The 26,424-nt window shown below is 57.8% G+C and carries 22 protein-coding genes, 1 tRNA gene and 1 pseudogene; 5 read left to right on the top strand and 19 right to left on the bottom strand.

Features of this window, described 5'->3' with window-relative positions; genetic code table 11:
- The first annotated feature begins 8 nt into the window (after nt 1-8).
- The gene (locus tag ACP2YO_RS37095) at nt 9-1,400 is read left to right on the top strand and encodes a hypothetical protein (protein WP_426436017.1); all 1,392 of its coding nucleotides are present in this window, start codon (nt 9-11) and stop codon (nt 1,398-1,400) included.
- Between the two features lie 576 nt (nt 1,401-1,976).
- A complete protein-coding gene (locus ACP2YO_RS37090; protein WP_426436016.1) occupies nt 1,977-2,420 on the top strand; it encodes a hypothetical protein in 444 nt (147 codons plus the stop codon).
- Nucleotides 2,421-2,724: 304 nt separating this feature from the next.
- Here ACP2YO_RS37090 and ACP2YO_RS37085 read toward each other — a convergent pair whose 3' ends face one another.
- A complete protein-coding gene (locus tag ACP2YO_RS37085; protein WP_426436015.1) occupies nt 2,725-3,474 on the bottom strand; it encodes a hypothetical protein in 750 nt (249 codons plus the stop codon).
- A 624-nt stretch (nt 3,475-4,098) separates the two neighbouring features.
- Between ACP2YO_RS37085 and ACP2YO_RS37080 the strand changes: the two genes are divergently transcribed.
- Nucleotides 4,099-4,653, top strand: coding sequence for a hypothetical protein (locus ACP2YO_RS37080; protein ID WP_426436014.1), 555 nt, complete (start codon nt 4,099-4,101; stop codon nt 4,651-4,653).
- 97 nt (nt 4,654-4,750) lie between these two features.
- Here ACP2YO_RS37080 and ACP2YO_RS37075 read toward each other — a convergent pair whose 3' ends face one another.
- From ACP2YO_RS37075 to ACP2YO_RS36995, 17 genes and pseudogenes are all read right to left on the bottom strand, one after another.
- Nucleotides 4,751-5,086, bottom strand: coding sequence for a transposase (locus ACP2YO_RS37075; RefSeq protein WP_426436013.1), 336 nt, complete (start codon nt 5,084-5,086; stop codon nt 4,751-4,753).
- 286 nt (nt 5,087-5,372) lie between these two features.
- The gene (gene groEL, locus ACP2YO_RS37070) at nt 5,373-7,010 is read right to left on the bottom strand and encodes a chaperonin GroEL (RefSeq protein ID WP_426436012.1); all 1,638 of its coding nucleotides are present in this window, start codon (nt 7,008-7,010) and stop codon (nt 5,373-5,375) included.
- A gap of 108 nt (nt 7,011-7,118) precedes the next feature.
- The gene (locus ACP2YO_RS37065) at nt 7,119-7,475 is read right to left on the bottom strand and encodes an MmoB/DmpM family protein (RefSeq protein WP_426409439.1); all 357 of its coding nucleotides are present in this window, start codon (nt 7,473-7,475) and stop codon (nt 7,119-7,121) included.
- A 25-nt stretch (nt 7,476-7,500) separates the two neighbouring features.
- On the bottom strand, nt 7,501-8,610 hold the full coding sequence (locus tag ACP2YO_RS37060; protein WP_426436011.1) for an aromatic/alkene monooxygenase hydroxylase subunit beta: 1,110 nt from the start codon (nt 8,608-8,610) through the stop codon (nt 7,501-7,503).
- 33 nt (nt 8,611-8,643) lie between these two features.
- Entirely contained in the window at nt 8,644-9,702 is a 1,059-nt protein-coding gene (locus ACP2YO_RS37055) for an NADH:ubiquinone reductase (Na(+)-transporting) subunit F (RefSeq protein WP_426436010.1), read from the bottom strand.
- A gap of 75 nt (nt 9,703-9,777) precedes the next feature.
- Complete coding sequence (locus ACP2YO_RS37050; protein ID WP_426436009.1) at nt 9,778-11,442, bottom strand: methane monooxygenase; 1,665 nt, start codon at nt 11,440-11,442, stop codon at nt 9,778-9,780.
- Nucleotides 11,443-11,994: 552 nt separating this feature from the next.
- A pseudogene (locus tag ACP2YO_RS37045) lies at nt 11,995-12,913 on the bottom strand (IS3 family transposase); the annotation flags it as partial.
- A 245-nt stretch (nt 12,914-13,158) separates the two neighbouring features.
- Nucleotides 13,159-13,335, bottom strand: coding sequence for a hypothetical protein (locus ACP2YO_RS37040; RefSeq protein ID WP_426436008.1), 177 nt, complete (start codon nt 13,333-13,335; stop codon nt 13,159-13,161).
- Nucleotides 13,336-14,087: 752 nt separating this feature from the next.
- Nucleotides 14,088-15,323, bottom strand: coding sequence for a response regulator (locus ACP2YO_RS37035; protein WP_426436007.1), 1,236 nt, complete (start codon nt 15,321-15,323; stop codon nt 14,088-14,090).
- Nucleotides 15,320-15,775 carry a response regulator gene (locus ACP2YO_RS37030; RefSeq protein WP_426436006.1) on the bottom strand — a complete coding sequence of 152 codons (456 nt, stop codon included), beginning with the start codon at nt 15,773-15,775 and terminating at the stop codon, nt 15,320-15,322. Before ACP2YO_RS37030 ends, ACP2YO_RS37035 begins: the two co-directional genes overlap by 4 nt.
- Complete coding sequence (locus ACP2YO_RS37025) at nt 15,756-19,220, bottom strand: hypothetical protein (RefSeq protein WP_426436005.1); 3,465 nt, start codon at nt 19,218-19,220, stop codon at nt 15,756-15,758. The genes ACP2YO_RS37030 and ACP2YO_RS37025 overlap by 20 nt, the downstream gene beginning before the upstream one ends.
- A gap of 114 nt (nt 19,221-19,334) precedes the next feature.
- Nucleotides 19,335-19,784: an Arm DNA-binding domain-containing protein gene (locus ACP2YO_RS37020; protein ID WP_426436004.1), complete on the bottom strand. Its 450-nt coding sequence runs from the start codon at nt 19,782-19,784 to the stop codon at nt 19,335-19,337.
- Nucleotides 19,785-20,131: 347 nt separating this feature from the next.
- Nucleotides 20,132-20,974 carry a hypothetical protein gene (locus ACP2YO_RS37015; protein WP_426436003.1) on the bottom strand — a complete coding sequence of 281 codons (843 nt, stop codon included), beginning with the start codon at nt 20,972-20,974 and terminating at the stop codon, nt 20,132-20,134.
- A 388-nt stretch (nt 20,975-21,362) separates the two neighbouring features.
- The gene (locus ACP2YO_RS37010; protein ID WP_426436002.1) at nt 21,363-21,743 is read right to left on the bottom strand and encodes a hypothetical protein; all 381 of its coding nucleotides are present in this window, start codon (nt 21,741-21,743) and stop codon (nt 21,363-21,365) included.
- A 157-nt stretch (nt 21,744-21,900) separates the two neighbouring features.
- Nucleotides 21,901-21,975, bottom strand: a tRNA-Val gene (locus ACP2YO_RS37005).
- 110 nt (nt 21,976-22,085) lie between these two features.
- Nucleotides 22,086-23,369, bottom strand: a complete 1,284-nt coding sequence (locus tag ACP2YO_RS37000; protein ID WP_426436001.1) for a hypothetical protein — start codon at nt 23,367-23,369, stop codon at nt 22,086-22,088.
- Between the two features lie 141 nt (nt 23,370-23,510).
- Entirely contained in the window at nt 23,511-24,116 is a 606-nt protein-coding gene (locus ACP2YO_RS36995) for a DUF1134 domain-containing protein (protein ID WP_426436000.1), read from the bottom strand.
- A gap of 153 nt (nt 24,117-24,269) precedes the next feature.
- Between ACP2YO_RS36995 and ACP2YO_RS36990 the strand changes: the two genes are divergently transcribed.
- Nucleotides 24,270-24,734 (top strand): YHS domain-containing (seleno)protein, encoded by a 465-nt coding sequence (locus ACP2YO_RS36990; RefSeq protein ID WP_426435999.1) that lies wholly within the window; start codon nt 24,270-24,272, stop codon nt 24,732-24,734.
- 11 nt (nt 24,735-24,745) lie between these two features.
- Here ACP2YO_RS36990 and cysQ read toward each other — a convergent pair whose 3' ends face one another.
- Complete coding sequence (gene cysQ, locus ACP2YO_RS36985; RefSeq protein WP_426435998.1) at nt 24,746-25,573, bottom strand: 3'(2'),5'-bisphosphate nucleotidase CysQ; 828 nt, start codon at nt 25,571-25,573, stop codon at nt 24,746-24,748.
- Nucleotides 25,574-25,753: 180 nt separating this feature from the next.
- On the opposite strand from cysQ, the gene chpT reads away from it, so the two are divergent.
- Entirely contained in the window at nt 25,754-26,401 is a 648-nt protein-coding gene (gene chpT / locus ACP2YO_RS36980) for a histidine phosphotransferase ChpT (RefSeq protein WP_426435997.1), read from the top strand.
- Nucleotides 26,402-26,424 lie beyond the last annotated feature (23 nt).

The following is a 26,424-nucleotide window of genomic DNA, read 5'->3' as shown; positions in this document are numbered from 1 at the left end:
ATCGATAAATGCCGGTCGAGATTGAAGCACTAGACGAAGTGCCGGAAGCCAATCTGAAGCAAATAATCAAGGAGTTTGCTTCGGTCCAGGCGAACACGATTACCGCAATCAATGACAACAAGGGAACGTTCACGGTTGAGGCAACGTTCATCGACGGCGATGTCGATTCTCTGGGGAGCATAACCCAGAGCGGCAAGATGTCGACGTTTGGTGGCCCACAGGATATGGGCGTCAGTCCTGATGAGGGATTGGCGTTGTATGACGACGCTCAGGCTCTGAACGCACCTGCGGGGCTTCTCTTGACTGCACAGCCGCCGGGCACGACAGGGTTGGCAAGACGCCTCAATCCGGCGTTCAACTATATGGCGTACCGATGGAATTATGCGGTTACGCCGCCTGATTTCTTGCGGGGAAAATCAGTTACCGTTTCCGCGAACGGAAAATCGATTATGGCGACCCCGGTCGATTGGGGTCCAAATATCGACACCGGACGCATCGCTGATCTCTCACCTGGCCTGGCGCATGCGCTCGGCTTAAACACTGACGCTAGCTGCACCGTCTCTGTTCCCATCCCGGACAATGTTGACATCGGCAAGTCGCCGGATCCACCGACCTTCACCGTCGACTTGAAGACGATTGACGCCAATACGTTTCCGACGGACATGACGCGCACGCTGGTCGTTTTGACCATCAGCGGCAAAAATGTGTATTGGCTCCTGAACCTGACCGGTCCGAATGAAGGCGGTCAGACGCTGATGCGCCAACTTGGCGATGCGCAGCCCGAGTTGCTCTACAGCGACACCGTGATCCTGCCGATCGAGCCGGGTGCTAGCGTGCCGGCTGCCGTTGCCGCGGAGTTGAGCAAAGCCCAACAACAAAAGCAGCCAAGCAAGGTTACGGCTCCAGCGGGACCGGCTCCTAAGGCTGACGACGACATCGGCCAAAGGATGTTTTTGACCGCTCAAGCGTTCGTAGGCCATGTGACAAGCAACGTTCCCGGTACGGACAACGGCATTTTGGCATGTGCATGGGCCGTAAACGAAGTCGCAAGGCTCGCGCTCGGCAAACCGATTTCGGGAACCGCGGAGCAAAATGGACTCAGTACGGATGATTTGTTCCGAGCTCTGCAAACACAGCATGTCAAGCTGGGTTCGAAGGATGACGCGAAACCCGGCGCTATTATCATAGCTCCAACAAAGGGAGCTCAGCATGGGCACGTTGGCATCGTCGGTGCGGCCGGCAACGGTACCGTCGATGCCACACCCGTCTTTTCGAACCAGTCGGTGCCTGGGGTCTTTCGTCAAAACTTCACGATCGGGTCGTTTCTGCAGTACTTCGAGGCGAAAGGGCTAACCGTCTTCTTTTTTGCTCTGAACCCAAATGCATTTATGGTTTCGTGAGCGTCCGGTTGTGGCCGGGGCACGCGGCAGCGGAATGAAATTCTCGATCTTTGACGCGGGATGCTTCATATTTTCAATGGGGAGCAACTGGAGCCTCGAGCCTTTCGGAACGATTGATCGCGCGGCTAATCACTTACACTGATGGCCCGTCGCGATACTTGCTGTTTGCGCAACGGCGACCGGTATCGGAGCGAAGCGGCATCGACGAAGATTTATGTCTAACGCCGCGCCATCGCGAAATCAGCCGGGGAGGTCTCTCCCACGCGGGGCAAAAAAGCTACGATGTAAGATCGGTGGTCCATCACTTTGGGGCACACCGGACGCCAATGGAAAATATTACGGGTACGGACACTACGTTAGGCATCCGCTGTATGCGACTGAGCCAGTGCACTATATTCGAGCCTTTCAATTGTTGCAAAAGGATGTGCTCGAACTGTTTAATTACGTGGAACCGACGGACAAGAACAATGATTGTTACTCGTATCGCATCCACGAGCTGCATACGCGTGCTTGCATAGAAGTCGAAGCGAACTGCAAAGCAATCTTGGCAGAAAACAACTACCCGGGTTCCGGCAGTTGGAGTATGAAGGACTATCGCAAGCTCGATCCGACTCATCACTTGTCGTCGGTTCAGGTACGGTTACCGATCTGGAAGGGAGCAGTAATCCTCGTACTCCCTTCGCCGCATGGAAGATCGGCGGTAGTCTGGCTTGGTGCCAAGCCTATAACAGCGCAAAACACTCGCGCCACGAAAACTTTGATCAGAGCAATTTTAACAATATGCTCGACGCGATGTGCGGCCTCGTCGCAATCCTCGCGTCGCAGTTTGTTACCATAGAGTTTGGTCCAGAAGGCTACACTGGTAACAGTAGCCCAGTCCCCGGATACGAGATGGCGATCGGTGGCTATTTCGAAATCAAACTACCGGACGATTGGTTGCCGCAAGAACAGTATTCCTTCGATTGGCGGCAGATCAGTGCGAACGGCGCGGATCCTTTTCAAACGCTGACGTTTCCTTGAGCTAATGAACGGTTACCTCTTGGTGATGAAGATCGCTTCGTGCGTCCCAGGCTTCAATTTCTTAGCGGCGCGTCGCAAGCACGCGCCACGTCCCGAGTGGCTTGATGCGGTCCACCGACGCGCACCTCAAGCACTTCGGCGTCCGGATCAGCTCGGGGCCAGGACCTTTATTCACTTCCCCGGAAATGCCCCCCAGCTCTGCCTGCACAGATGAAAATCGCGACCGAGGGCGTAGCGGCCCACAGCAAGCAACTGTTTGAGCTTCAAGGGCACAGCCTAGCGGGGCTACTTGCGATTGGAGCTCCTATGGCTTTGTTTTCTTCCCTTCGCGCCAGTCGATCCGAGAGTCCATGAGCGCCTCGGTTGCCGGAAAGTCGTATTCGCGTACATAGCGAGCGATGGCAGCCGTCACTGCTGGGGATACATAATCCAGTCCACCAGAAACAAGATCTAGCACGTAACTCATGTGAATATCGACTTCTTGGTACGTGAATAGTCCAGATTGGATCATATGTTGAAACTGTCCGAGCCTAAAAAAAAGCCAATCAAAATTATCTCGTACTACAGCTTCGTGCTCTGAAAACTCTTTGTCATCGTGCGTTCGAAGAGCTCGCGCGACGACGACCGATCGGCCGGTATTCAGGAATTCATCGCGCAGGTTACGCCGATTTGCCACTTCTGCGAGAACTCTGTCATCATGCAGCGTAAGCACTATCTCGTCGTCATCATCCGCGATGACGAGCTTTCTGATGTGCCAGTCGAGCATGTATACCGTCCGCTCGACACTCTCGTCGCTGAAGAAGTCCTTGACTTGATTAGCTAGAAATTCTGCCTTTTTCCAATTTTGTTGCTCAGCAGCTTGCACTGTCGCCCGCGTGGCTGTTTCTACCGAAAGAAAATAGTTATCTGAGGCGACCTTCGCTTGCCGCGCGGAGATCTGTAGCTGCTTGTATATGAACGCAAACCCTATGGCAGTAACGGCTGGGCCGAGCACCACTGACAGCCAGAGTCGGACGTGTTCGGAAAACGACGTGTCGGCAACAGCTTCAATCATGTCGCTACCCCATCGAGGCGGCAGAAAGAAGAACACAAATCGACTTCGAAATGGGATTGGGACAGACTTTCACGTTTAGATCGAAATGTCCATATGGTTCACGCAAGACTGGCGAATGCCTATTGAGGTATGGCCGTCGCAGGATATGGAGTCGGCCATACAAGCGGTCAAGGCGAACCCGTCGGGAGCAAAGGACTTCGTCAATTTGCTCAATCTGCACGGCTTCAGACCACGGCGATAGGCGAATTGTTCTCATCGAGGCGTTCCGAGGCAGTAACGCGAGACATATGCGCGCGCAGCAGCAGCCTCGGCTTCGGCTTCGGCATCGCGCCATGGCCCCTTTTTTTGGGTAGTTCTCAGGATTTTGCCAAGTGTCGTCGTAGCTTTGTTTGGTCACGTGATCATTCCTGCGTCTGCGGGTGTCACGAGAATAAGAAATGCGAAACGCCAGCGAGAGCATCGTCCGCTATCTCTCGCAACTCGAGACTGCCGATCTGCACGGCGATGCATCCCGCAAACCGTCGATATGAGCTGCAAGGTCTGGGAGTCGTCTTCAACAGGAGAACCCCGCTGTTGGTCCGCTCACGCTGATCTACAGCGATGCACTGTGGAGCGACAAACAGAATGAGAGCGCGTTCTCACCTTGATCGCCGCCGCCCATCCGTCGATCGGCACATCAAGCAACTGGTCGAGCAGGGAGCTCTGAAGAAGCTGTCAGGCGGCCTCTACGCCTGTTCGAAAGAAAGAGCGTTCGGCCCCGCACCCGCCTCTGACAAGGATGTCGTTGGCGCGTTCCTGAAGGATGACCGATTTCTGCTGGCCTCACCCAACGCGTACAACAGCCTGGGACTGGGAACGACGCAGCTCTATGACAAGACCGTCGTCTACAATCACAAGCGCCATGGCGACTTTCGACCGGGCAGCCGCACGTTTGCCTTCCGTGTGAAGCCGCACTTTCCGAGGAAACTGACGAAGGAGTTTCTTCTGGTCGATCTCGTCAACAATCTCGAGCAACTCGCCGAGGCGAAGGATCAGGTGCTTCGATATAGAGCATGTGGTCGGGTGCTGACGTGTGTCCGGCCTCGTGACGCGACTTCGACACGTCGCGGGCCCTTATGGAATACGTGGATTGGATCCAATTCGGCTAAGCGTGCTCGTTGGCACTCATCCACCTGTTGATTCTTCCAATCCCAGTCTCTGACCGATTGCCCATAATCCTCTCTTAGACCTTACCACATTCCCGACGTCTCGCGGCTTGTGGCTTTGCGACTTTGCGTTACGCTGGGCCAGACGCCGGAGCTTGGTACACGCCACCGCGGACCATTAAGGCCCACGCGATGCGCGCTAATTTGTTCGCCAAAGCGACCGCAATCAGCTTTGGGGGCTTCTTCGAAAGCATTCTCGCCAGCCATGATCCGACGGGCGATCCATATCGTCTTGCCCATCGCACCACGGCGGTCGCGCCAAGAATAAGGAGGCGTCGGAGATTTCGCTGGCCCATCCCGGAGATCTTGCCAAGCCTGTCTTTGCCTCCGGAGGAATTCTGTTTGGGCGTGAGACCGATCCAGGCCGCAAGATCGCGACCCTTGGAAAAGGTCTCCGCTGAGGGCACCAAGGCCTCTATCGCTGTGGCGCAGATTGCTCCGCCCCCGGAACGGTCATTAAACGTGAAGCGACCTCGTCCCGTCTGGCGCGCCTGCGTAGTCCTTTTTCCAGTTCTGCTATTTGCTCCGACAGGGCCTCCACATGCTTCAAGAGATTCTGGCAAAGGGTCCGGGCAGACGTCATATCCTGTCCCGGCCCCATAGCAGCCAACACAATGGGGTGCTTTCCGTGCCGCTCTCGGAAAGCACGCTTGGAGCGGAACGAACGCGATGGCGATCGTCGGTCCGCGCCGATCAGCTCCGGCCGTAAACTTCGGCACCGCCGCCGCGCGCGGGGCCGGCGGTAGGATCGACGCCTTCGGGAAGGTCGACGACGAGCGAATGGGTCGTCAGGATCAGCTTGGCCACCGACACCGCATTCTCGAGAGCGGCGCAGGTAACCTTGACGGGATCAATGACGCCGGCTTCGAACATGTCGGTAAATCTGCCGCTCCTGGCATCGAAGCCCGTGCCGGGCTGCTCGGCGACGACCCGTGTCACGATCATAGCGCCATCCTGTCCGGCATTGCCGGCGATGATCGCCAATGGACGCTTGATCGCGTCGCGGACCAGCATCGCACCGGCTCGTGCGCCATCAACCTCCTGATCCACCAACGGATCGAGCCGCGCTGCGACCTGCGCGAGGGCAGTACCGCCACCGGCCACCACACCTTCGCCACGGGCAGCCCGGGCTGCGTTAAGGCCATCTTCGAGGAGTTGCGCCGTGCGTTTTTGCTCGACCGGCGTGGCGCCGCCTGCGAGCAGGAGTGCGGTCCCGCGGGTAAGCTTTGCAAGGCGATCGGCCAGCTTGTCGCGCTCGATATTCTGCGGTGCCTCGTCCCACAGCTTCTGGACCAGTTGCCGCCGCCCGTCGATGGCCACCTTGTCGCCATTGCCGCCCACGATCACGGTCGCGGATGCGGATACCCTCGCGCGCGTCGCATTGCCCAGATCGGCGATCGTCACCTCCTCGATCCGGGCACCCAGGTCGCGCGCGATCACCCGGCCACCCGTCATGATCGCGAGATCCTCCATCATCGCCTTGCGCCAATGGCCGAATTCCGGCGGATTGATCGCGACGACGGTGCCACGTCCCTGAAGCCGAGCCTGCATCACCGCCGCGATGACCTCAGGCGCGATCTCGTCCGCTACCAGCAGCAGCTGACGCCCGCTTTCCTTGAGCTGGTCGAGGATACGCAGGATCGGCTCGGCCGATGGCACTTTGTGGTCGGTCAGCAGGATCGCCGGATTGTCGAGTTCGGCGGCCAGGCTTGAACTGTCGGTCGCCATATGGTGCGATACGAATCCGCGATCGAGCACGAGCCCTTCGTCGACCTCCAGCCGCGTCGGTGAGCCCGGCAACGCATATTCGACATGGACGACGCCTTCGATGCCGACCCGCTCGAGCGCTTCCGCTATAAGCTCTCCCAGTGACGTCTCGGTGGCCGCGACGCTTGCAACCATGCGCAATTCGCCCTGACGCAGCGGCCGAGAGCCCTCTCGCAGTGCTCTGATGACCAGATCGCGGGCGTGGTCCATGCCGGCGACAACGTCGACCGCCTTGTGCTCGTGCTCGACCAGTTTCACGCCATCCTGCACCAGCGCATTGGCGAGCGCTGTCGCGGTCGTGGTGCCGTCACCGGCGGTCTCATTGGTCTGGGCGGACACCTCGCGAACAACCTGCGCGCCCAGATTCTCGAACCGGCAGGGTAACTCGATCTCGGCCGCGATGCTGACACCATCGCGCGACACCAACGGCGTCCCGATCGGGCGATCCATGATGACGTTGGTTCCCTTGGGGCCGAGCGTACCGACTACAGCGCGGGCAAGCTGGTCCACGCCGCGCGCAAGCGCCGCCCTAGCTTCAGCATCGAAAAGCATGATCTTGGCCATCCATCGTCTCCTGTGTGCGCCGCCATCCGTTGGGCCGAGCCTTGTCATTCCGGTCTGGCTAGGGGGATCTGCACGCGCCGGTGGAGCGGCCACCGGCGCGCGATCGTGTCATTCGTATTGGAGCGCCTCGTCCATGTCCCCGAAGAGGATCACGGTGTTCTCGTCGATCATCACCATCCGGCCGTAATGGGTGGAGGTGGAAATCTCGAAGATGTGCGGTGTCATCTCGCGGCCGAGCGCCTCGCTGATCTCGGCCATGTCGAAGACGATCTTACCCTCGCCGTCAACGCGGATCATCGCCGGCAGGTAGGTAACCTTGATTCCGGGACGCTGTTCCATGATCTCGGCGATGCAGCGTGCCTCGACGCTGTCGTTCATCGTCACCCCGCATTGATGCGAGATGGTGCGTTCCTGGGTGATGTCCTTGAGCGGCGTGAAGAGCTGCTGCCCGGTGGTAACGGCCATGTTGTGGGTTCCTTTCGTGGCGCGACTATTCGACGGGCTCGGCGACCTGCAGCTCCGGCATCGGAATTTGCGTCGAGAAGACGCCGATCTCCGACACGATCGCCTGCAGGCGGTTGATCGCCGACGCATAAGATTCGGCGAACTGCGCGGATTTCACCCGCGGCTGTGACCAGATGGGTTGCAGATCGAGCGCCGCCTGGGTCGCGATCGGCGAATATTTGTCGAACCAGTCCTTCAGCAGGAGCCGATTGTCCTCACCATGCGCGGGATCGCGCACGAGGGTCGCAAACAGCTCGACCGTATTGGCAAGGTTGCGCTCGTAATCCGCTTCCGCCGCTGAGATGACGGCGGGCGACGAATAGTCGTTCTGTGCCGCCGCGACCTGCATGACGAAACCAGAGCGGAACAACTCGCCGACCAGTGGCTCGAATAGCACGTTGACGATGAAATACTGTTCCAGGAAATCCTCGGCGCCGCGTGCAGATTCCACGACTTCGCGAGCCTTCTGCCAGATCGAGTTCTCCAGCCAATTGCGCTTGCCGGCGTCGACGTCGAAGCCTTCGATGTCGAGCGCGATCTCGCCGATATAGAGTGTTAGATCCTGCGCCAGCCGCAGCTTGTAGGACGAGTTGGTCAGGATCGCGTTGTTGACCATTTGGGTATAGCCGTAGCGCTGCGCGCGCATCAGCGCGGTGCCCATGCCATATTCGGCATGCTTGAAGGCACCCAGATGATCTTGCAGTATTTTCACCCACGCCTTGTCGAAGCGCCTCGGTGCGCCGGCGCGCCGCGCGTTGTCGATTACGTTCTTGATCATGCCGCAGATGGTCGACTGGCGTTGATAGTGCGTCCGTTCCCATTCCTGGTCGGGCGCGCGATAGAGGTGCCAGTCGCTGCTCTTCAGCGCGGTCCACTCCTTCGAGTATGTCGGCGTGCCGTCCCCGAAGGAAATGATCCAGTTCTGGAGCAGGTAGCGTTCGGGGTCCGGCTGGACGTCAACGGTGACGTCCTCGTAATGCGTCGCCCGACGCCCCTTCGGCTCGAAATAATTATAGGCTCGGCTATCCGATCCCGGAAAGGTCTTGGCGCCCGCCGCTGCGGACCTCTGCTCCTGCTCCATCACTCGTCCAGACATCGTCTTCTCCCTCTCTCTCTTGGGCATTCGGCCTCATGCTTGGGTGGCGGGCGTGAACTTGTCGAAATACATCCTGGCCGGGTCGATATCGGCCATTTGCAGGGTCGGCAGTGCGGCATCGATCATCGGCGGTGGACCGCAGCTATAGGCGTCCGCTTCCTCGGTATTCTCCATGTCGAGCAGGTGGCGGCGCAGCACGTCGTGGATGAATCCAGTTTCGCCGTTCCACTCCGAATCCGCTTCGACATGTGACAAGGCGGGAATGAACTTGAAGTCGGGCATCCGCGCTTCAAGGTCGGCGAAGACGTCGAGCGCGAACAGATCCTGCGTTGTCCGGGCGCCGTAGAAGAAGCGAACCGGGCGCGTCTCGCCGCTTGCCGCCTGGTCGAGCAGGATCGACATCAACGGTGCCATGCCCGATCCGCTGCCGACCAGGATCATCGGCCCGTCGCGCTGCTCGCGACGGAAGCAAGAGCCATAAGGCCCCTTCACCGTGATCGGATCACCGATCTTCGCCTCGCCGATCGCGGTCGAGAAGGCACCGCCGGGATAACGCTTGATGATGAACTCCAGGCGATCGGGCTCACTCGGTGGATTGCCCATCGAATAGGAGCGCGTGATCTCCACGCCATGGAGCGTCAGGTCCGCAAACTGTCCGGCCCAGAACTTCATCGGCTCGTCTAGGTCGATCGCGATGCGAACGATGTCGTGTGTCAGCGGCTCGACGCTCGCCAGCTTTCCGTTGAACGCCTTGACTGCGATCGAGCGCGACAGCAGGTCCTCGTCATAGTTGAGCAGCTCGACCTCGATGTCGCTATAGACGAGCGTCCGGCACAGCAGGACCCGACCGCTCTCCTTCTCCGGGTCGGAGAGCGCGAAGGTCGAATATTTGAGCATCTCCACATCCCCTTCGTTGAGGATGCATTTGCACGCGGAGCACTGCCCTTCCTTGCAACCGTGCGGCAGGGCGACGCCCTGGCGGAAGGCTGCGTCGAGGACGGTCTCACCTTCCTCCACTTCCATCTCGACCCCTACCGGCTCGAGGCGCACCTTGTGCACCGCCGGCCTGCGCTGAGGCATTTCCTGTCCCATGATCATTCTCCGTGAGGCAGTCGCAGCGGATGCCGGGGGAGGCGGCGACACCACCTCCCCGGCGGCCGGCGGGGGTCAGATCCGGCGGATCTTGAAACCCTTGCGATAGTCCTCGACATGTTTGGCCCGCGCCTCGGGCTTCAGTTCGCGCAGCGCGAGCAGCGGGCTGCGGATGGTGTGGCCTCGGACATGGTCAAGCGTCCACATGTCCTTCTCCTCGAACGACATGTGCGGCTGAGCGATCAGCGTCTTGCCGTCAGGACGCACGAAGCCCATGTCAACGATGGCGTCGGCGAGATCCCAGCCGTCATAGACCTCTTCCCACTGTCGGCGGCCCGAGAAGCGGCCCATCGCCGGGGTCGGACGGCCCTGATATTCGGCGGCGAACGCTTCCTTGTGGGTCCAACGGTCGACCTCGCTGGCATAGGTGAACAGTTCGCCGTCCACCTCGTCGACGCAGAAGTCCTCGCGGACGACGCATGGCAGCAGGCTCGACCAGCAGCGATGCGGATAAACGTAGCCGGTGTCGGCGAAGGTGATGATCTCGCTGCCGGGTTTGGAAAGTTTCTCGTAATTCTCCCACCAGGCGCCGAACTCGTCGTACCAGCCCGGATACTTGGCCTCGAACCATTCGAAGTCGCGCTCGGTCTGCGCCTCGATCCGCCAGAAATTCGCCCACCAGCCGGCCGAGATGGACTGCGCGACCTTGTGGACATAGCCCTTCTTGACGATCGAATCGAACGCCTCATGGACGTCGTCGTGGTGGATCTTGATGCCGTATTTTTCGAGCGGCAGCATATAAGTGCGATAATAGTCCTCGAAGATCCAGCGGTGCCACAGCTCCGCGTAGCTCTCCTTATTCTTGTCGCGATTCTTGGTGCCATATTCGATGATCGTACCGATCATCGCGTCAACGAACATGTGGTTCTGCCAGAAGGAATAACGAATATCGCGTTCCAACAGCAGATGATTATCTGGCTCCTTCAGTACCGACATCAGCATCGAATGGCCGTTGCCGATATGGCGGCTTTCGTCGCTCTGGACCGAGAGGAACACGGTCGGCAACGCGTAGTCGCCGTTGCGTGCGGCCTCCGACGGCATCGCCACAAACAGCGTGTTGGTGAACGCCGTCTCGGCGGCGACTTGGAGATAGATATTCGATGCGGTGATCGCATCACCGGTCAGGAAGGCCTCGCCAAACTGCCGCCCGATCGTCGTCGCAGCGCATTTGCCGAACGCCTTCTCGGTGATGTCGAACCCGGCCGGATCGATATAATTCTCCATGTACCATTTCTTGAGGTTCATCTGGATGGTCGAGTGCCGGAACTCGTCCACCATCTGCATCGTGAAGCCGGTGCGCAGATGATCGCCGGGGGCGAGCTGCCCGAGCGTCGCCATTGATCGGGCGGCCGAGATCTCGGGGAAGGGGATGATCGCCAGGAACAGCTTCATCCATTCAATCCAGCGCGGCTCGACGTTGCGGAACATGTCGCCGCGCAAGGCTGCGTCGAGCGCGCCATAGACGCGATTGTCCTTCTCTTCCTGCATGGGGAAATAGGAACGCAGCACCTGCTTCATCGGGTCGCGCGGCGTCTTGCTGATCTTGTAGTCGGTCGGGAACGCCATCGCGTCCTGCACATAGGACGGGGTCCAGCCCAGATCGGCGATGAGGCGCGTCGCCTCCCCGATACTGATGCCCTTCTGGCTTGTGATCTTGTTGAGTGTGAGTGCCTCAGTCATCGCTAATCTCCTTTCCCTGGCGCGGCGGGGCTTTTTGCAGTTTGGCTGTGACGACATGACCCGATCATCAGGCACGGCCACCGCTTGAGTCCGCTCAGCAACATACGTGCCAAGTGGAGAAGTGCTGGATTTCCTGGAATAGGCGGAGCGGGGCGCATCATCGATGCGAGTCGCCCTATATCGCTACCGGTGGAAACTCATCTGGATCGGACTCATTCTTGGATTCCTCACCCTTGCCAAGCTAAGCCAGGGGCACGCGCAGTCGGTGCCGGCGTCCGCGCCATTGTCGGGCGCGCGGCTGTTTGGCCAGCAGTGCGCTGGCTGCCACTCGATGACGCGGGGCGAAATCCGATCGGTCCCTCCCTCGCCGGGATCGTCGGCAAGACCGCAGGCAAACAACCCGGTTTCGCCCTCGCTCAAGCGCAGCGCGATCAAATGGAACACGGTGAACCTCGATCGCTGGCTCAACGACTCCAACGCGATGTCGTCAGACAATTTGAGACTTATCGGGCTTTTCGAGAAGGGAGGCTCTGGCTCATCAGGGTTTAGAGTTTAAGCGGCTTGCAGCTGACGCTGCAAGCGGCGGTTTGCGATAGTGACAAGCTTGATGCGTTTGCGTTCTGCTAGGATCGCTTCCGCCCTGCCGAAGTAGACATCGGCAGGCGTGAGGTTGTCGATGCTCTCATGATAGCGGACATGATTGTAGTGTTCGACGAAGGCGCGTACCTGCCGTTCGAGATCGCCAGGCAGGTAGTAATTGTCGAGCAGAATGCGGTTCTTCGGAGTCTGATGCCAGCGCTCAATCTTTCCTTGGGTCTGGGGATGATACGGAGCACCGCAGCACATGCTGCATGCCCTTATGGTCGAGCCACCTGGCCAGATCGTCCGCGACGTAACTCGAGCCATGTCGCTGAGAAGCCTCGGCCGGTGCGCGACGGTGATATGGTCAAGGCCGGAGGCCGCGAGTGCCTGATCGAGCGTGGCCGTGACGTCGGAGGCACACATCGTGGGACCAAGCCTCCAAGCCACGATATAGCGCGAGAAGTCATCGAGCACGGTCGACAGGTAGTACCAGCCCCAGCCGGTGATCTTGAGGCAGGTAAAGTCGGTCTGCCAGAGCTGGTTGATGGCGGTGGTCTTGTCCTTGAACTCGTTCGCCGCCTTGATCACCACATAAGCCGGGCTGGTGATGAGGTCATGCGCCTTCAGCAGCCGATAGACCGACGCCTCGGAGACAAAATACTTCCGTTCGTCGGTGAACCGCACGGCCAGTTCGCGCGGCGACAACTCCGGAAGCTCCAGCGCCAAATCAATGATCTGGCCCCGCACGTCGTCGGGGATGCGATTCCAGACCCGGTCAGGTCGGGATCGATGATCGGCCAGCGCTTCAATGCCGCCCTCACTCACGGTAGCGATCATACCATCTATAAAACGTGGCGCGTGGGATCCCGAGCTTGTCCAGTGCGTATTTCGCAAAAACCGGACAGCGGTTTCGCTAACTAACGGACAGCAGTTTCGCTAAGTCGCGGACAGGGCTGCGGCGGCGGGCTTTCCGGTTGCCTGGCTGCGTTTATGTATTCGAGCCCACCACGTTCAGGCCAGCTGCTCCGCTGAAGGTCAGCGTATCGTGTGTGTTCAGCAGATTGTCCCAGCTGTTGCCGCCAGTTGTCACGCTCTGCGAGGCGTTCGTAAACGCGCCATCGGAAGACGAGGAAATCACGAGCCCGTTGAGGAGAGGATTCTGTTATTGCCGTACTCAACCGTCTGCCTGCCGCCCGCCGGTAGCGCCGCCGGGACAATCGGTCCGTACTGGTTCGGCTCCGAGCCAACACGCGTGATGAGCAACACCGTAAGCGTCAGCCTGCTTTGATTGATGAGTTTCTTGTAGGCCATCTGCGATCTCCTTCGTCTGACATGTCCGCGCATTGTGCGACCGATGCCGCTAGGATACCTAAGCTTGTTGAGTTAGCCACCTGCCAAACCTTTGTTTGTAGGGTTCCTAACGCAACCTGTCAGATAGGCGTCATCAGCCTGCTGCGCAGCAATCCCCTCAAGGCTGCCATCAAGAAAATCACGCTAAGATGCAGCGCCAATACTCGAAGGAATGAGGGGAGCCATTATTACTTCATTTGTCGGAACCTCTCGCGAAACTCGTTGGGAACGGCCGCCGGCACGGCGTCACATGCCGCGCATAAGACCTCGCCGACCTTGCGCCAACCACCCGACGGACTCGCACACGCCCACAAGATCGCGGGAGTTGTCATAGCTGGAGTGTCGATCAGCACCGAAGTTCCCCGCCCAGATCAACCTCAAGGCATTGATACTTCGCCACGAATTGCATTTGAGGTGGGGACCCCACCCCGCTGCTGGCTTCCTTAGCTGATTCAATAGGTTGGCGCGATTTCGGCAAGGGTCCCGCTTCGGAGCTTATTCACACAAGGCGGTCTTCATCGTAGGCGTACTTTTGGTGGACACCTCATGCATCAGAGCACTCAAAAGCAAAAGGTGCGGAGATATCGCGCTTACAGTCTTCCGCACCAATTCAGGCTAAACATCGTGCTCAACGGAACCGTGCATCGGGTGGCACCCGGCTCTGCAGCCAAAACACGATTCGCCACGCGAATCGCGTCGTTGGCGTCGCGTCGTCAATGCGCCGATTTTGGCACGAGAAAGCGCAGCGCGAACTCTTCAAATACCCGCGCAGATGTATATGCAGCGTACGCTTGATACTTATCGTTCTTCTTGCCGTCCCCGTAGTCGCAAACACTCTTCGCGACTATCGGAAGCGGTCGAGGCAGGGGTGCGGCTTGCGCGGCGAACATTATTGAGAAAGCCTCCATTTCGACAGCAATGAGGTCTTTGTGCTGATCAATGACTTTCTTCACGGCGCCACTGCTCTGAAGCACTGAGGCGCCTGATGCCATTGCTCCTGGCAATATTCGAGGAGGAGTTTTTGGCTTCGGAAGCTGTGTTTCGAGCCAAATCTTTTTCAGAAATGCATCATCTTTACTCAGCTCTTTGACTTGGCGCGAAATAGTTTCATCTAGCCGCCTCTGGTAAGGTGCCGGTACGAATTGTTCCTTACCTTTGATTGTCTTGATTTTACCGCTGCCCCAATCCCAAGATAGGTCGGCGAAAACAACGTCGCCTATCGCTGCACGTCCCTTAACACCTGCGGTGATCCCCGTCATGAAAAGGTAACGTGGCCAGAAGGACATTATCCCCTTGGTCGCCGCAATCGCAGCACCAGCCAGCCCCTTGTCTGACGCCGAAGCGGCGATCACATTGACGCGTTGACGATCTCTTACCAGCCTCCCGCTATAATACAAACTTGCATCATGAGAGACTTGTACGCGTTGAAAGTCAGCTTCCAGCGCCAGTATCGCGCTCAATTCTGGTTCAGCAAGAGCAGTCACAACAAACACATCAGTCTTGAATGAAGCGCCGTCCCCCATAAATGGCGGTCGGATTTGTTGCTCGATTGCCCAGATTGTCTCCCTAAGCTGTGATCGCCACGCGCCCTCATCGAGGTTAACGCTAATAACCTGCCAAATAAGATTGTTAAACTCCAACTTGGCCCGCTGAAACGATTCTTCAAACGACGTGAGTCCTATTACGTGAGATGGGCGATAGGATTGGCCTCTTGCTTTAAGCCAGCGCATCAGTTCCAACCCACCGTCGCTCTCTGGCGGAAGCGACGCTCGGCGCGGAAGATTTATGTCGAGCAACAATAGATCGAATCGACGCTCCTGTAATTGCTTCTTCGCGTCGACTACATTCATCTCAACTTTCAGCGTGTGATCAATTCCACACTCTTCGACTGTCGACGCAACAGCCGTAATCTTCGCTTGATTGTCCTCGACTAGAAGAATGGAAATCATTGGCTAATATCTCGAATTACATCGATAAGTTGGTCGCGCCACCCGGTGCGGGACTGTGAGTAGTAGATGGCGCCCTTGAAGTAGCCGGGAAATTCTTCAGCGCATTTTTGACTAAGCTGTTCCAGGGAGTATTGCTGAGAAGGCGAACCAAAGTGCTCAAGGGCTGTGAGGATGACCACTGCCGGTTGTCTTTCAGCCCGTCTGATCTTGCGAAGAATATCGTAACCACCAAGCGGCCGAGGCCTTCCATGGCGAACAGCAGGATCGGGATCGAACGTCGGCAAGCTAACATCCAGAATAACTAGGCGAATTTTGTCGTGTCTATCGAGAAACTTTAAGCCGCTCTGATAGGATCGGCAAACGTCGATCGAGGCCTGAGGAGCGACAGCCTTGACTACAGAGACGACACGCTCTGCCTTTTGGGAATCATCTTCAATGATAAGAACGTTCACGGACATATTCTCCCGGAACACTGAAGACTACACAAACAGAACGATCATCGGTGACATTTACCACGAGTTTTTTGTTCGATTGAAAATCATGTCGAATTATACGCTTAATCTTTCGAATTCCCGTTCGGCCCTCACCAGCGACTGCCGTGGGGTTGGCTCCGTCGTCTTCCTCGACAAGCCCCTCGATTTCGTTTCGGCAGTTCGTCAATTCTATCACTTCAGATAGTTCGCTTATTACCTCGAAGGCCAAGCCGCCGTCCACGTCGGGGTTCACGTTCACCTTCAGGGCCGGAGCTCTCGTATCAAAGCCCGAGTGTTCGGCAGCATTTTGAAAGCAGTTCGTTAGTAAGTCCACAAGCGGGTTCAATAGCTCCCCGTCAATCTCAACTGTCTCGGTTGCGTTTGTTGCAATATCCAGTGGATGTTGGGGATAGCAGTTATTGGTGATCCTTCCTGCCACCCGAATTGCAGTGCTCGCCAGAAAAGGCTCACGGGCCAATAAACCGGCGCGCGCAAACCAAGCGATGACTCGCTGCAAATCGAAGCCGAACGACGTTCGGCAGCGTGCGATCGCATCCAATACCTCCGCAGGCCTCGAACTAAATGCCGTGGAAGTTAGATTAGATTCTAAGGTGTCAAAGCAAGTCATGATCTGCTTGCGAAACCTCCCGGACAGTTCCAGCTTGACGTCACGCAGGCATGCATCAATGCTTTCCCAAAAATTCTGCATTAAGCGGTCTAAGAACTCTTCGTACGTAGTTGTGCCTGTCAGGCTTTGCTTTAGCCGGCTAAGAGAAGCATCAGACAGTTCCACCGCGAATAGCCCTTCCGGTAACTCCTTGGATAGAATCCGTATGCGTCTATCTTTCAATTCGGTAATAGCCTCAATCACGCCGTCTGAAAACTTAACGACGTATCTCGCCATCTCCAGAAGTTCGTGATCACGCAAGTACGAAAATTTATCTCGCCAGCGCTCAAGCGCCTCATGTTCTTTGTTTTTGCCGTCGACCGACACTAGGAGACCTTCGCTAACGAAGCTCGCACGCAGCTCACCTTCTAAAATTCCATGCAAAATCCTGGTGCTGAGATAAGTTTTAAAGCCGTGATTTGGATCAAGCACGAGGATTTGGTAAGCTCGCTGGATCATTGCGAAGAACAGAGAGTCTCGTTCAGTCGATGGAATGATCAGATAAGTTAGTTGTAAGTCTGATTCTTTCAGTAGCTTTCGGATTCGTTGCTCGATTTGATCGACCTGAGCGCCTACAACCGGATCTAAGATGAGTTGTCGATATCGAACGAATAGCGGTCTGATTTCCGTATCAAACGTTCTCTTGATGCCCTCTTCGTGTACATAAATTTTACTTCGCTCAAATTGAGCAGAAAGCCTTGCGACTTCCTGATCCTTTGTTATGGACGAAATTTCCGAGGTATAGACGGCTCTATTGGTGGCGTCATTTTGTACGAGCCACTGAAGTAGTAAAATTCGCTCGGCTTCTATTTCGTCAACTGAATCGAAGCGCGTTGTGTCTTCAAGGCGCTCTATATTGGCGACGAACCGAAGAATGTAGATAAGGCGTACGCGATCAGGAGATGCATCGATTAGGCCGCTAGGCGTACGAACACAAAAATAGTCTAACGTATCTTCCAGCGCATCGGACAAGTCTCCATCGTGTCGAGGCCAATAATAAGTGGAATATATGTGAAGCAAAATTGCTCGATCGGCGGCACACTTGTCCACGGCTGACTGAGATATAGCCCAGCTCGCAAACTCCGCCATTGAATAGAGCGAATGAGACAACGGATTCGCGAAATATGCTTCGACAAAATCGCTTAGCGCGACGTCCAGCCGGTTTTGTTGCCTATTAAGTGCGTATTGGAACGTCTGAGTTCGTGCGTTGGTCTTTGCAGGGTCGATCGAGCGATAATTGGCAAGATACTGCGCGGCTTCCTCGTAAAGATTTCGGTTATAAGCATTGTATGCAAGATATAGACTGGCGCGCTTTGCAGGTATGTGCAGCTTGCTCATTTTTAGTTCCGCATCAGGCATGTCGGAAACGGAAATGAGTCCTACGTTGTGAGCAGGCGAGGGCGAGCCTTTGAGGCTGCCTAAGAGTCGCTCGAATGCCTTCTCATTAATTCGTCTCAAGAAGCCATAGTTCGATGGCTGAACTAGCGGGGAGTTAAGACAACTCAGACCTTGGCTCGGCGATGCTGTTTCGGAGATCGGCGCGTCCAGCACTCTATCGAGCAAACCCGCAATCAGCCTGGCTGCAACCAGCTTGCGGGTCTGAAATCCAATCTTAATAAGCTTTCGGCGCACAGCTGATAAATCGCTTGAGACATCAAGGAATGCGCGCGTTTCGCAAATGATAGCGTCAGCGATCGTCAGAACCTTCCGGGTTCTTTGCAAGGCGCTGTCGTTCCGCGCGACCAGTTCATAGGCCCATGCTGCGCTAGGATTTACTTTGAGAATCGAGTCTAACGAGTTCGCTGCTAGGTCATGCTTGCCCAACGTGTATTGGTCGCAGGCCGTCAGGAAATCGGCTGCCTGAGTGGGGGGAATGCCATCGACGGACACCATAAACTGTAAATTGGCAATTCGTTGGTCGCTGATACTTTCAAGTAACGAAACTGCCTGCCTGATCTCGGCTTGACATTTTCCTCTCAAATAAAGGAGTGACATCATGTCTACTAACGTCTCGAATCGGTCTATTACTGGAGAGCTAGCCTCTAATGCTATTACGTCGTGGGGATGATCGATATCTTCGAGATCGAACGGGCTAACGTGATAGAGGAAATAGTCCCTAATGTTGGATGGGTCCGAAAATTCACGCCGCACATCGTTGAGCGTGACGTTTTCCTCGAGGCTGTAACTACAAGAGAACGCAATGTAAGCATACAGAGGATCAATGCCCGGAACTTTGACGATCTCATTGAGGGCTGCTTTTTGACCAGCAATCCCGGTCGTCACTTGCGCAATGGATAGGTGTGCATTGGTAGCCCACAACGATAAGCCAAATTTTTTCTCTACGTCGTCTAGAACTTTCGCCGCCGATTGAAAATTTGATCCGAGATAGAAGTCTGAATATCGTTCTTTCAAAAGAAGGTAATCATTTAGCTCCTCAGTATAGTGGGATAATATCGCGGCCGCCCAGACCACGTCGAATCCCTCGTTTACAGGCCGCAAGCCCTTGCCACTTCTCACTTTCGCATGAGCGCGAGGGAATGCGTCTGCCGCTAGCAGGTTTCGGTAGATTGGGTTGGCCATGAAAGCCTTGACGATCGTGTCAATTGCTTCGACTGCGATAACCTGTCGATTACGATTTAGTCCTGAGGCTAAATTGCCGGTTGCATGAACCAAGCGCCGAAAAGTTCGAACGTCGTAAACCAGGCCATGCGATGGGCCTGCCTCTAACTTCCGGTTTGATTTGCGAGCCATAGCCATCGTTTATCGGATTTGCACACCTATCTGTTCGTGTATCCAGAATCGGCAATCAATCACAGCTCAAAGTAAGGCCGATATCGGGATTTCAACCGGATCGTGCCGCGGAGAAGGCTTTCATCTGCTAAGCAGGGTCTCCACCTTTTTCTTTGCGAGCCACTCGTCGGCCCATTGTTCGAAAGACCGGGCGGCCGCCTGCCTGTGCTTGGCCAGCTGCTTCTCGATGCTCGGGTCTTTGCCTTCTTTGAGCTGGTCTTTGGCCTTGTCGCGCTTGCGCCGGGCATCGGCAAGCGAGAATGTGCCATCGCTACCATCGCCGTAAGGGCCGATGGAGTAGGTTTTCTGACGGTTCTGGAAGCGATAACCCATCCGCCAGAGTTTGGAAGCAGCGTTGCCGGGTCTGGCCACGTCCGGCGTGACGAATAGATAGAGGCCACCGCCGGTCACGTACGAAATCTTGGCCGGGCTCCACGCACCCCCGCTGAATTTCGGTCGGGCAGCGCGGCAGTCGACGTCGGTCCTGATCTGCTTTGTATTTGCATGCGCGCCGTCGTTCTTGCGGGCCATCTGCTCGATTCCTTAGTTGGGAATAACGGAAGTCGCCGTGAACGTCTGTTCTCCCGATACCAACAAAAATACCAACAAATCGAACGGCTGGGATCGGATGAGAACAAACGGTGACGAACTTCGAGTTATGCAGAAGTGCCTATTTTTCAAGGGTTTGAAGCGCTGCGCGGACGGCGGCGGGCGCTTACGAACGGGCGCGAACAGCCTAGTTGGTGCCCCTGGCCGGAATCGAACCAGCGGTGCCAGAAACAAACAAGCTGATGTTGTCGCGTGATTACGGTGGCCTGACGAACATCAACCCGGATCATCCGGCACCGATTTTCTCGATTTCAATTCGAGTCGAACAACTACTTCTTCCGCGGCTCGCGCTTTGCCACCGCCTCGATTGCCTTTGAGAATATCTCAGGTCCTTGCCAGAATGCGAGCGTGAGTCCGTAAATCGTGAGTGCGGGGTACCCCGCACCACCCAAGACAAGTGAGATGATTCCTGCAACGATGATGCGCGAACCCTTCACGGTCGCAAGCTGGTCGGCTATCCGCGAAAGAACCTTTAAGACCTTTTCGCCGGCGTCTTTCACTGCGGAAGGAGCATTCTCGTCTTCGATGGTTTCGAGGTCCGTAGAAATCTTTTGCAGGGAAGCGACGATGTCGCCGGCCGAATTTATCCGTAACGACAAAAGCGCATCCGCAGCTTCTTGTATGCGTGAAGCCAGCTCTTGACGTGCCTCACGCGGAGATTTCTTCTGTGCGGGGAGATTCGACCCAGGTGCAGCAGGCGTTCCGTCAGCATCTCTGATCGCTTCTATGAGCGCTTCGCGGGTTCGCTGCTCCACTTCGTCGTCAGTCGCACGGTAGGAGTAAACGACAAACCGAAAATCCTTATGGTCGAACGGAAGCGGGTGACCAGCTTGCGCCATCAAGATGGTGGGGAGGTTTGTGGCGTGCCTCACTCCCAACTCGTAAAATCCGTTGGAGGTTAGCTCCGTAAGGTCTGCTATCACCAAATCCGCTGTCAGAACCTCATCCAGGAGTCTATCGTTGATTGAACCGTGTATCCGTTCAGATTGATACCGAACTAGCTCAAAGTCCGGAAAATCGATCCGAAAGACTGGTGCGACAAGTGTGTTGTAGACGGCCTCGGCGGCATTGTGGGGCGGAGCGTTACCGGGGCCGAACGTCGAGATGTACAAGCAGCGCTTAGTGGCCATAAATCACCTAGTTAAAAGGCGCTCCGGAGTGGGCTTGTTCAGCGCGGAGGGGAGGAGGCGCTGAACTTCTGATTATGATTTCAACTTGAGGTTTTTGACAAGCGGCCGCCTAGTGGCGGCGTTGCCGCTTCTCGCTGTAGGAGAATGTTTGGAATTTGCGTCGGCTGACTCGCTCGATTCCGATTCGTTCCGTACCAACGTTTCGGAGTCGGAATGTAAACGCGCTTTCGTCATTCGCGAGCCGTCTACGAATGGATGGGCCAATGACCAAGCAAACCCACCGTGACGCATGGTGGCATGGACCGTTGGAGCGTTACTTGGGCCGCTGCCTGCACCTATGGGTATATGCACGGCTACTTCACTTGAGGCTTCACCACTTCTCTTTGTGGTTTTTGGCCGTAAGCATGGACTTCGCGTTTTTATGGAATTCCATCACCGTCTTCCCGTAGGGCAGCTTCATGCTCTCAGGAACGTTGGAATCGAGCGAAAGCAACTGGATAGTGTTCGGGTTCCTGGCGATTATGATCGAGGGAATGTCCTGCCAGCCTTCGGCTTGAAGGTTCCCCCTCAGTGCGCGCCGCGTCGCGTTCGTCAGAATATCGACGAGCTCTAGACCCGGCTCGGGGGCCGTTGAGAAGCGCAGGTTCTCCGACAGTACTAAGCCGAGGTTCATGGGCTTCGGGCCATCCGATTGTGGCTTCAACAAATTCTTCATGAAGTCGGAAATCTCGTCGAACTCGAAGCGCTTCATGTGCGAGTAACCGGGGCGTCCGTTGAGCCTTGTAAGACGCCGAGCCATTTTTTCTTGAGCGGTGCCGAATTTAAGGTGTGCCCCCGTCGTGCCCCGAATATTTCGGGGCACTCTCACGGGGAAGCGGTCTGCTAAGTTATTGGATTTATGTAGCTAATGGTGGACGCACAAGGGATCGAACCTTGGACCTCTCCCGTGTGAAGGGAACGCTCTCCCGCTGAGCTATGCGTCCGGGATTTGACGTGCGAAGGGCCGCTGGTCTGCGGCCGGTCGAAAGGCGCTTCGTCCGAGCCCGCGATTTACGAAGTGCCGGGTAGGGGTGTCAAGTCAAGACCGTCGGGATCAGGCCCCTTGCTGCCGGGCGCGGGAGGCGTGGGATTGCAGCGCCCGGATCCGCTCGGCCAGCGTGCCGCCACCCTCGGGCACGCCACTGGCCGGAGAAACCCCATTCGCGGGCTTTGCGGCCGCCTTGGCCGGCACGGTCGGCTCAGCCGCCAGCATCGCCTCGATCGCCGAATTCGGCCCTTCCAGCTGGATCGCGAGCTTGGCGACTTCGGCGGCGATATCGTTGATGCGCTCGCGCAGCAGCGCGTTTTCCATGCGCTCGGTCGCCCAGGAGCTTTCGGCCTGCTGCTGGATCGCGTTGATGTCACGCTGCAGCTTGGCGCGTTCGTCGCGCGCGATGCCGAGCTGCTCTTCGGCGGCGGCCTTCTCCTGGCGCAACTTCTCGAGCACCGGCGATTTGCCGCCGCTCGTCGCGGCGATCTCCTGGCGCAGCTCCTTCACGGTTCGCTCGGCGGTGTCGTTGGCCTGCTTGAGCTGGTTGTTCTCGTATTCACGCTCGGCCAGCAGCTTGCCCTGGGTGGCAAGCCGCGTTTCGAGGTCGTTGACGCGGTTGCCGAGCATCTCGGCTTCCTTGACCTGGACGATAAGCTGGCGGTCGAGATCGGTCACGCGCTGGCTCAGATTTTCGACTCGGCCGCGCGCATCGGTCAGGTCGCGCGTCGCGGTTTCCGACTGGCTGCGTTCCTGGGCGAGGCGGGCCTGGGTCGCCGCGAATTCCTTCTCGGCATCGCCGACCCGGCCCTTCAGCTCCTCGATCTGGGTCCGCACCGTGACGAGTTCGACCTGGCGGCTGTCGGCCGTCATGGAACGATCGTTGAGTTCGGCGTTGATCTTGCCAAGCTCGGTCCGCTTGTCGGCCAGCGCCTGCTCGGCGGTGCGCAACAGCTCAGTTTTGGCGGTGAACTCTTCCTCGGTGGCGCGAAGCTGCTCCTTGATCGCCTTCTCGCGCGCTTCCATCGCGAAGATCGCGGCGTTCTTCTCGCCCAGCTCGATCTTCATGCGGTTGATCGCATCGGTCTTCTTGCCGAGCTCGGCGAGCTGGCTCGTGGTCTTGCTCTTGAGCTGATCGACACTCATCTCGAGCCGTCGCGCCGACATGGCGAACTCGGCGCGGAGCTGGTCCTTGTCGGCCTGGATCTCGGCCATCGAGAGCGGGGTGGCCGCCTCCATGCGACGCGTCGTCAGCCGTACGGCGCGGTTATGCACCAGCGGGACGATCATCAGGCCGCACAGCATCGAGATCAGGAAACCGATCGCTGCGTACATGATCGGTTCGATCATGAAGGGTTACTCCGGAGGAAGAAGGAATTTGTTAATCACAATGCCACGGCGGGCCGGCCAAAGGCCAGCCCATTGCCGGGTTAACCTAAATCGCTAAATCGCGCTGTGTCGGCCGACGCAAATCACCGGCAAGGACGACGCCTAGAACGGGTTCCAGGTCGCGCGGGGGGTGTATTTGAGATAGCCGACATTGGCGCCGAGCCGCAAGCCGAGGCCGGAGCGGATCGGTACGAGCACGATGTTGTTCGCGGTCAGCGCCGTCATGCCGAAGCCGCCGACAATATAGGCAGAGCCGTCGATGCCGACGAAGCGCTGATAGATCGCATTGGTGGACGGCAGATTGTAGACCAGCGTCATGGTGCGCGCGCCGTCGCCGCCCCAGTCGAAGCCGACCGAAGGCCCCTGCCAATAGACCCTGAGGTCGCCGGCGTTCTTGGTGTAGAGCGTGCCTTCGCCGTAGCGCAGCCCAGCCACGAAGGCGCCGGAGCCCTCTTCGCCGAGCACATAGCCGTTGGGCAGACCCCATTGGCTGACGGCGCGTTCAATGACCGAAGCGAGGCCGCGCGAAACATTGCCGAAGAACCTGTGTCCGGCGTTGGCCAGCTCGTCAGGCCCATAGGTATTCGGGCCAGGTTCGCGCTGGGGCGGCGGATATTGCGGCGCCGGGGGCTGCTGTGCGGACGCCTGTGCGGTCCAGCACATCAGCGCGGCGAACGCGACCGCGGCAAGGCGTGATGCGAAAGTCATTAAGAACCCCTGCTATCGAAATCCGGGCGCCGCCCTTTAACCTGATGCCAACATGCACGGCTCTAGGTTGCGTCCGGTGTCCCCTCGACTCGAATGTTATCGGTTTCAACTATGACGGCACAGCGGCAGGAAAGATACGGTTGGTGCCGTGGAATGGCCTTTTTCGGCCTGTTGGCGGGCATTTTGGCGGCTAGCTGCCTGCCTCTCGCGGTCCAGGCTTCCACAACCGAGCGGGTGGTGACCAACCGCTATTCCGGCCTCGCGATCGAGGGTTTCGATCCCGTCGCCTATTTCACGGACGCCGCTGCGAGCCTCGGACGGCGGGAATTCGAAGCGGCCGAAGGCGGCGCAGTCTGGCGATTCCGCAACGAGGGTAACCGCGCGTCATTCGTCGCTCACCCGGATATCTATGGTCCGCAGTTCGGGGGCTACGATCCGACCGATCTGGTACGCGGGGTGACCTGTGCGGGCAATCCGCACTTCTTTGTGGTCGCCGGGAACCGGCTCTATCTCTTCAACCGGGAAAAGAGCCGCGACGCCTTTGCTGCCGATCCGGCGCGCTTCCTGAAGGAAGCGATGGCGCGCTGGCCAGAGCTGGAAGCAAATCTTGCGCAATAAATTGCAATAAATCAGGCCACCGCGGCCGGGTCGCCCCAGGCGATGAACTCCGGCACCAGAAAGTCCTCGCGGCCCAGCCCGAAATGCAGCGGGCGGCCGTGCGAATCCGTCACCTTGCCACCGGCCGCGACGACGACCGCATGACCGGCCGCGACATCCCATTCGGACGTCGGCGAGAGGCGGGGATAGATATCGACCTGTCCTTCGGCGACCCGGCCGAATTTGACCGCCGAGCCCAGCTCGGAGCGGATCGCGCCGATGCGGCCGGCAATGAAGGCTTCGGTACGCTCGTCGCCGTGCGAGCGGCTGACCGCAACCGTCCATTCCTCACCTCGCGGCGGACACCGGCGGGTCTTGATCGGTACCGCCTCGGCAACCACGCCGTCACGCAGCGTCAGCCGCTCGGCGCCCTGGCCGACGATGCCGCGCCAGATCAAGCCGAGCGCCGGCGCGCTGACAATGCCGAGCAGCGGCGCACCGTGAGTGACCAGCGCCACATTGACCGTGAACTCGTCGCGTCCGGCGACAAACTCCTTGGTGCCATCGAGCGGATCGATCAGGAAAAAACTGTCCTTGTAGGGCGGCTTTGCCAGATGAACGCGTTCCTCCGACAGGAGCGAAATTCGCGGCGCCAGCCGCGTGAGTCCTTCGACGATGATGTGGTCGGCGGCCAGATCCGCCTCCGTCACCGGCGAGCCGTCGCCCTTGCCGGTGACCCGCATCGCGGAGCGGTCGACCGCGAGGATCGCCTCGCCGGCCCGGATCACCAGTTCGGTCAACGATTCGAGCAGCGTAGCGGCGGCTTCGCAGCCGATCGCGGGCGATTGTGCCTCATTCATGAGCGAGTCTCATCTCCTTGTTTGAGCATGATCTTTTCGGAAAACCGGTTTCCACTTTTCTGGATCATGCTTTATCAGTCCCGCCGCAAGCTGGCAGCATGCGTCTGCGCGGTGTATCAAGCCGACAGGCATGCATGATTCGCACCCCTCAAGCGGCGTGCGGCTTTCCAGGAACAATCAATGTCTGGCACTTCGTCTCCCGGTTCCGCTCCCGATGCGCTCGATCTCGCAGCGCTGTTGTGCTCGAAGGTTTGTCACGATCTCATCAGTCCGGTTGGCGCGATCGTCAATGGGCTCGAGGTCCTTGACGACAATCCCAAGCCCGAAGATCGCGAGTTCGCGCTCGACCTGATCCGCAAGAGCGCCAAAACCGCCTCGGCGCGGCTGCAGTTCTGCCGCCTGGCTTTCGGAGCGGCCGGTTCCGCCGGCGCGCAGATCGATCTCGGCGATGCCCAGACCATGGCGAGGGGGCATATCGAGGACGGCAAGGTCACGCTGACATGGAATTTGCCGCGGCTCCTGCTGCCTAAGAATCGGGTCAAGCTGCTGTTGAACATGCTTGTCATCGCGCAGCAGACGATCCCGCGCGGTGGCACGCTCGTCGTCGATCCGGTCGGCGAGGGCGAAGCCATCAATTTCCGCATCACGGCCGCCGGTCTCAATGCCCGCGTGCCGCAGAACATCGTCGACCTCCTCAGCGCGACGTCATCCAGTTCGGTCGATGCGCATGCGGTGCAGCCGCACTACACGCGCCTGTTGGCGCAAGCCTGCGGCTTGCAAGTGACGCTGACGCTCGACGGCGAAAAGGTCATCATCGCCGCGGCCTGAGCGCTGTGGCGGGAACATCGTTA

Origin of the sequence: Bradyrhizobium genosp. P, assembly GCF_049949265.1 — a bacterium.
Taxonomy (GTDB): domain Bacteria; phylum Pseudomonadota; class Alphaproteobacteria; order Rhizobiales; family Xanthobacteraceae; genus Bradyrhizobium.
Note: the sequence above shows the minus strand (reverse complement) of the source record. Positions and strands in the feature narration are given on the sequence as shown.

Coding starts and splice junctions, on each gene's coding strand:
- ACP2YO_RS37095 (WP_426436017.1), top strand. CDS start 9: ATGCCGGTCGAGATTGAAGCACTAGACGAAGTGCCGGAAGCCAATCTG.
- ACP2YO_RS37085 (WP_426436015.1), bottom strand. CDS start 3,474: ATGATTGAAGCTGTTGCCGACACGTCGTTTTCCGAACACGTCCGACTC.
- ACP2YO_RS37080 (WP_426436014.1), top strand. CDS start 4,099: ATGAGAGCGCGTTCTCACCTTGATCGCCGCCGCCCATCCGTCGATCGG.
- groEL (WP_426436012.1), bottom strand. CDS start 7,010: ATGGCCAAGATCATGCTTTTCGATGCTGAAGCTAGGGCGGCGCTTGCG.
- ACP2YO_RS37065 (WP_426409439.1), bottom strand. CDS start 7,475: ATGGCCGTTACCACCGGGCAGCAGCTCTTCACGCCGCTCAAGGACATC.
- ACP2YO_RS37060 (WP_426436011.1), bottom strand. CDS start 8,610: ATGTCTGGACGAGTGATGGAGCAGGAGCAGAGGTCCGCAGCGGCGGGC.
- ACP2YO_RS37055 (WP_426436010.1), bottom strand. CDS start 9,702: ATGGGACAGGAAATGCCTCAGCGCAGGCCGGCGGTGCACAAGGTGCGC.
- ACP2YO_RS37050 (WP_426436009.1), bottom strand. CDS start 11,442: ATGACTGAGGCACTCACACTCAACAAGATCACAAGCCAGAAGGGCATC.
- ACP2YO_RS37040 (WP_426436008.1), bottom strand. CDS start 13,335: ATGGCCTACAAGAAACTCATCAATCAAAGCAGGCTGACGCTTACGGTG.
- ACP2YO_RS37035 (WP_426436007.1), bottom strand. CDS start 15,323: ATGATTTCCATTCTTCTAGTCGAGGACAATCAAGCGAAGATTACGGCT.
- ACP2YO_RS37025 (WP_426436005.1), bottom strand. CDS start 19,220: ATGGCTATGGCTCGCAAATCAAACCGGAAGTTAGAGGCAGGCCCATCG.
- ACP2YO_RS37020 (WP_426436004.1), bottom strand. CDS start 19,784: ATGGCCCGCAAGAACGACGGCGCGCATGCAAATACAAAGCAGATCAGG.
- ACP2YO_RS37010 (WP_426436002.1), bottom strand. CDS start 21,743: ATGAAGCGCTTCGAGTTCGACGAGATTTCCGACTTCATGAAGAATTTG.
- ACP2YO_RS37000 (WP_426436001.1), bottom strand. CDS start 23,369: ATGATCGAACCGATCATGTACGCAGCGATCGGTTTCCTGATCTCGATG.
- ACP2YO_RS36995 (WP_426436000.1), bottom strand. CDS start 24,116: ATGACTTTCGCATCACGCCTTGCCGCGGTCGCGTTCGCCGCGCTGATG.
- ACP2YO_RS36990 (WP_426435999.1), top strand. CDS start 24,270: ATGGCCTTTTTCGGCCTGTTGGCGGGCATTTTGGCGGCTAGCTGCCTG.
- cysQ (WP_426435998.1), bottom strand. CDS start 25,573: ATGAATGAGGCACAATCGCCCGCGATCGGCTGCGAAGCCGCCGCTACG.
- chpT (WP_426435997.1), top strand. CDS start 25,754: ATGTCTGGCACTTCGTCTCCCGGTTCCGCTCCCGATGCGCTCGATCTC.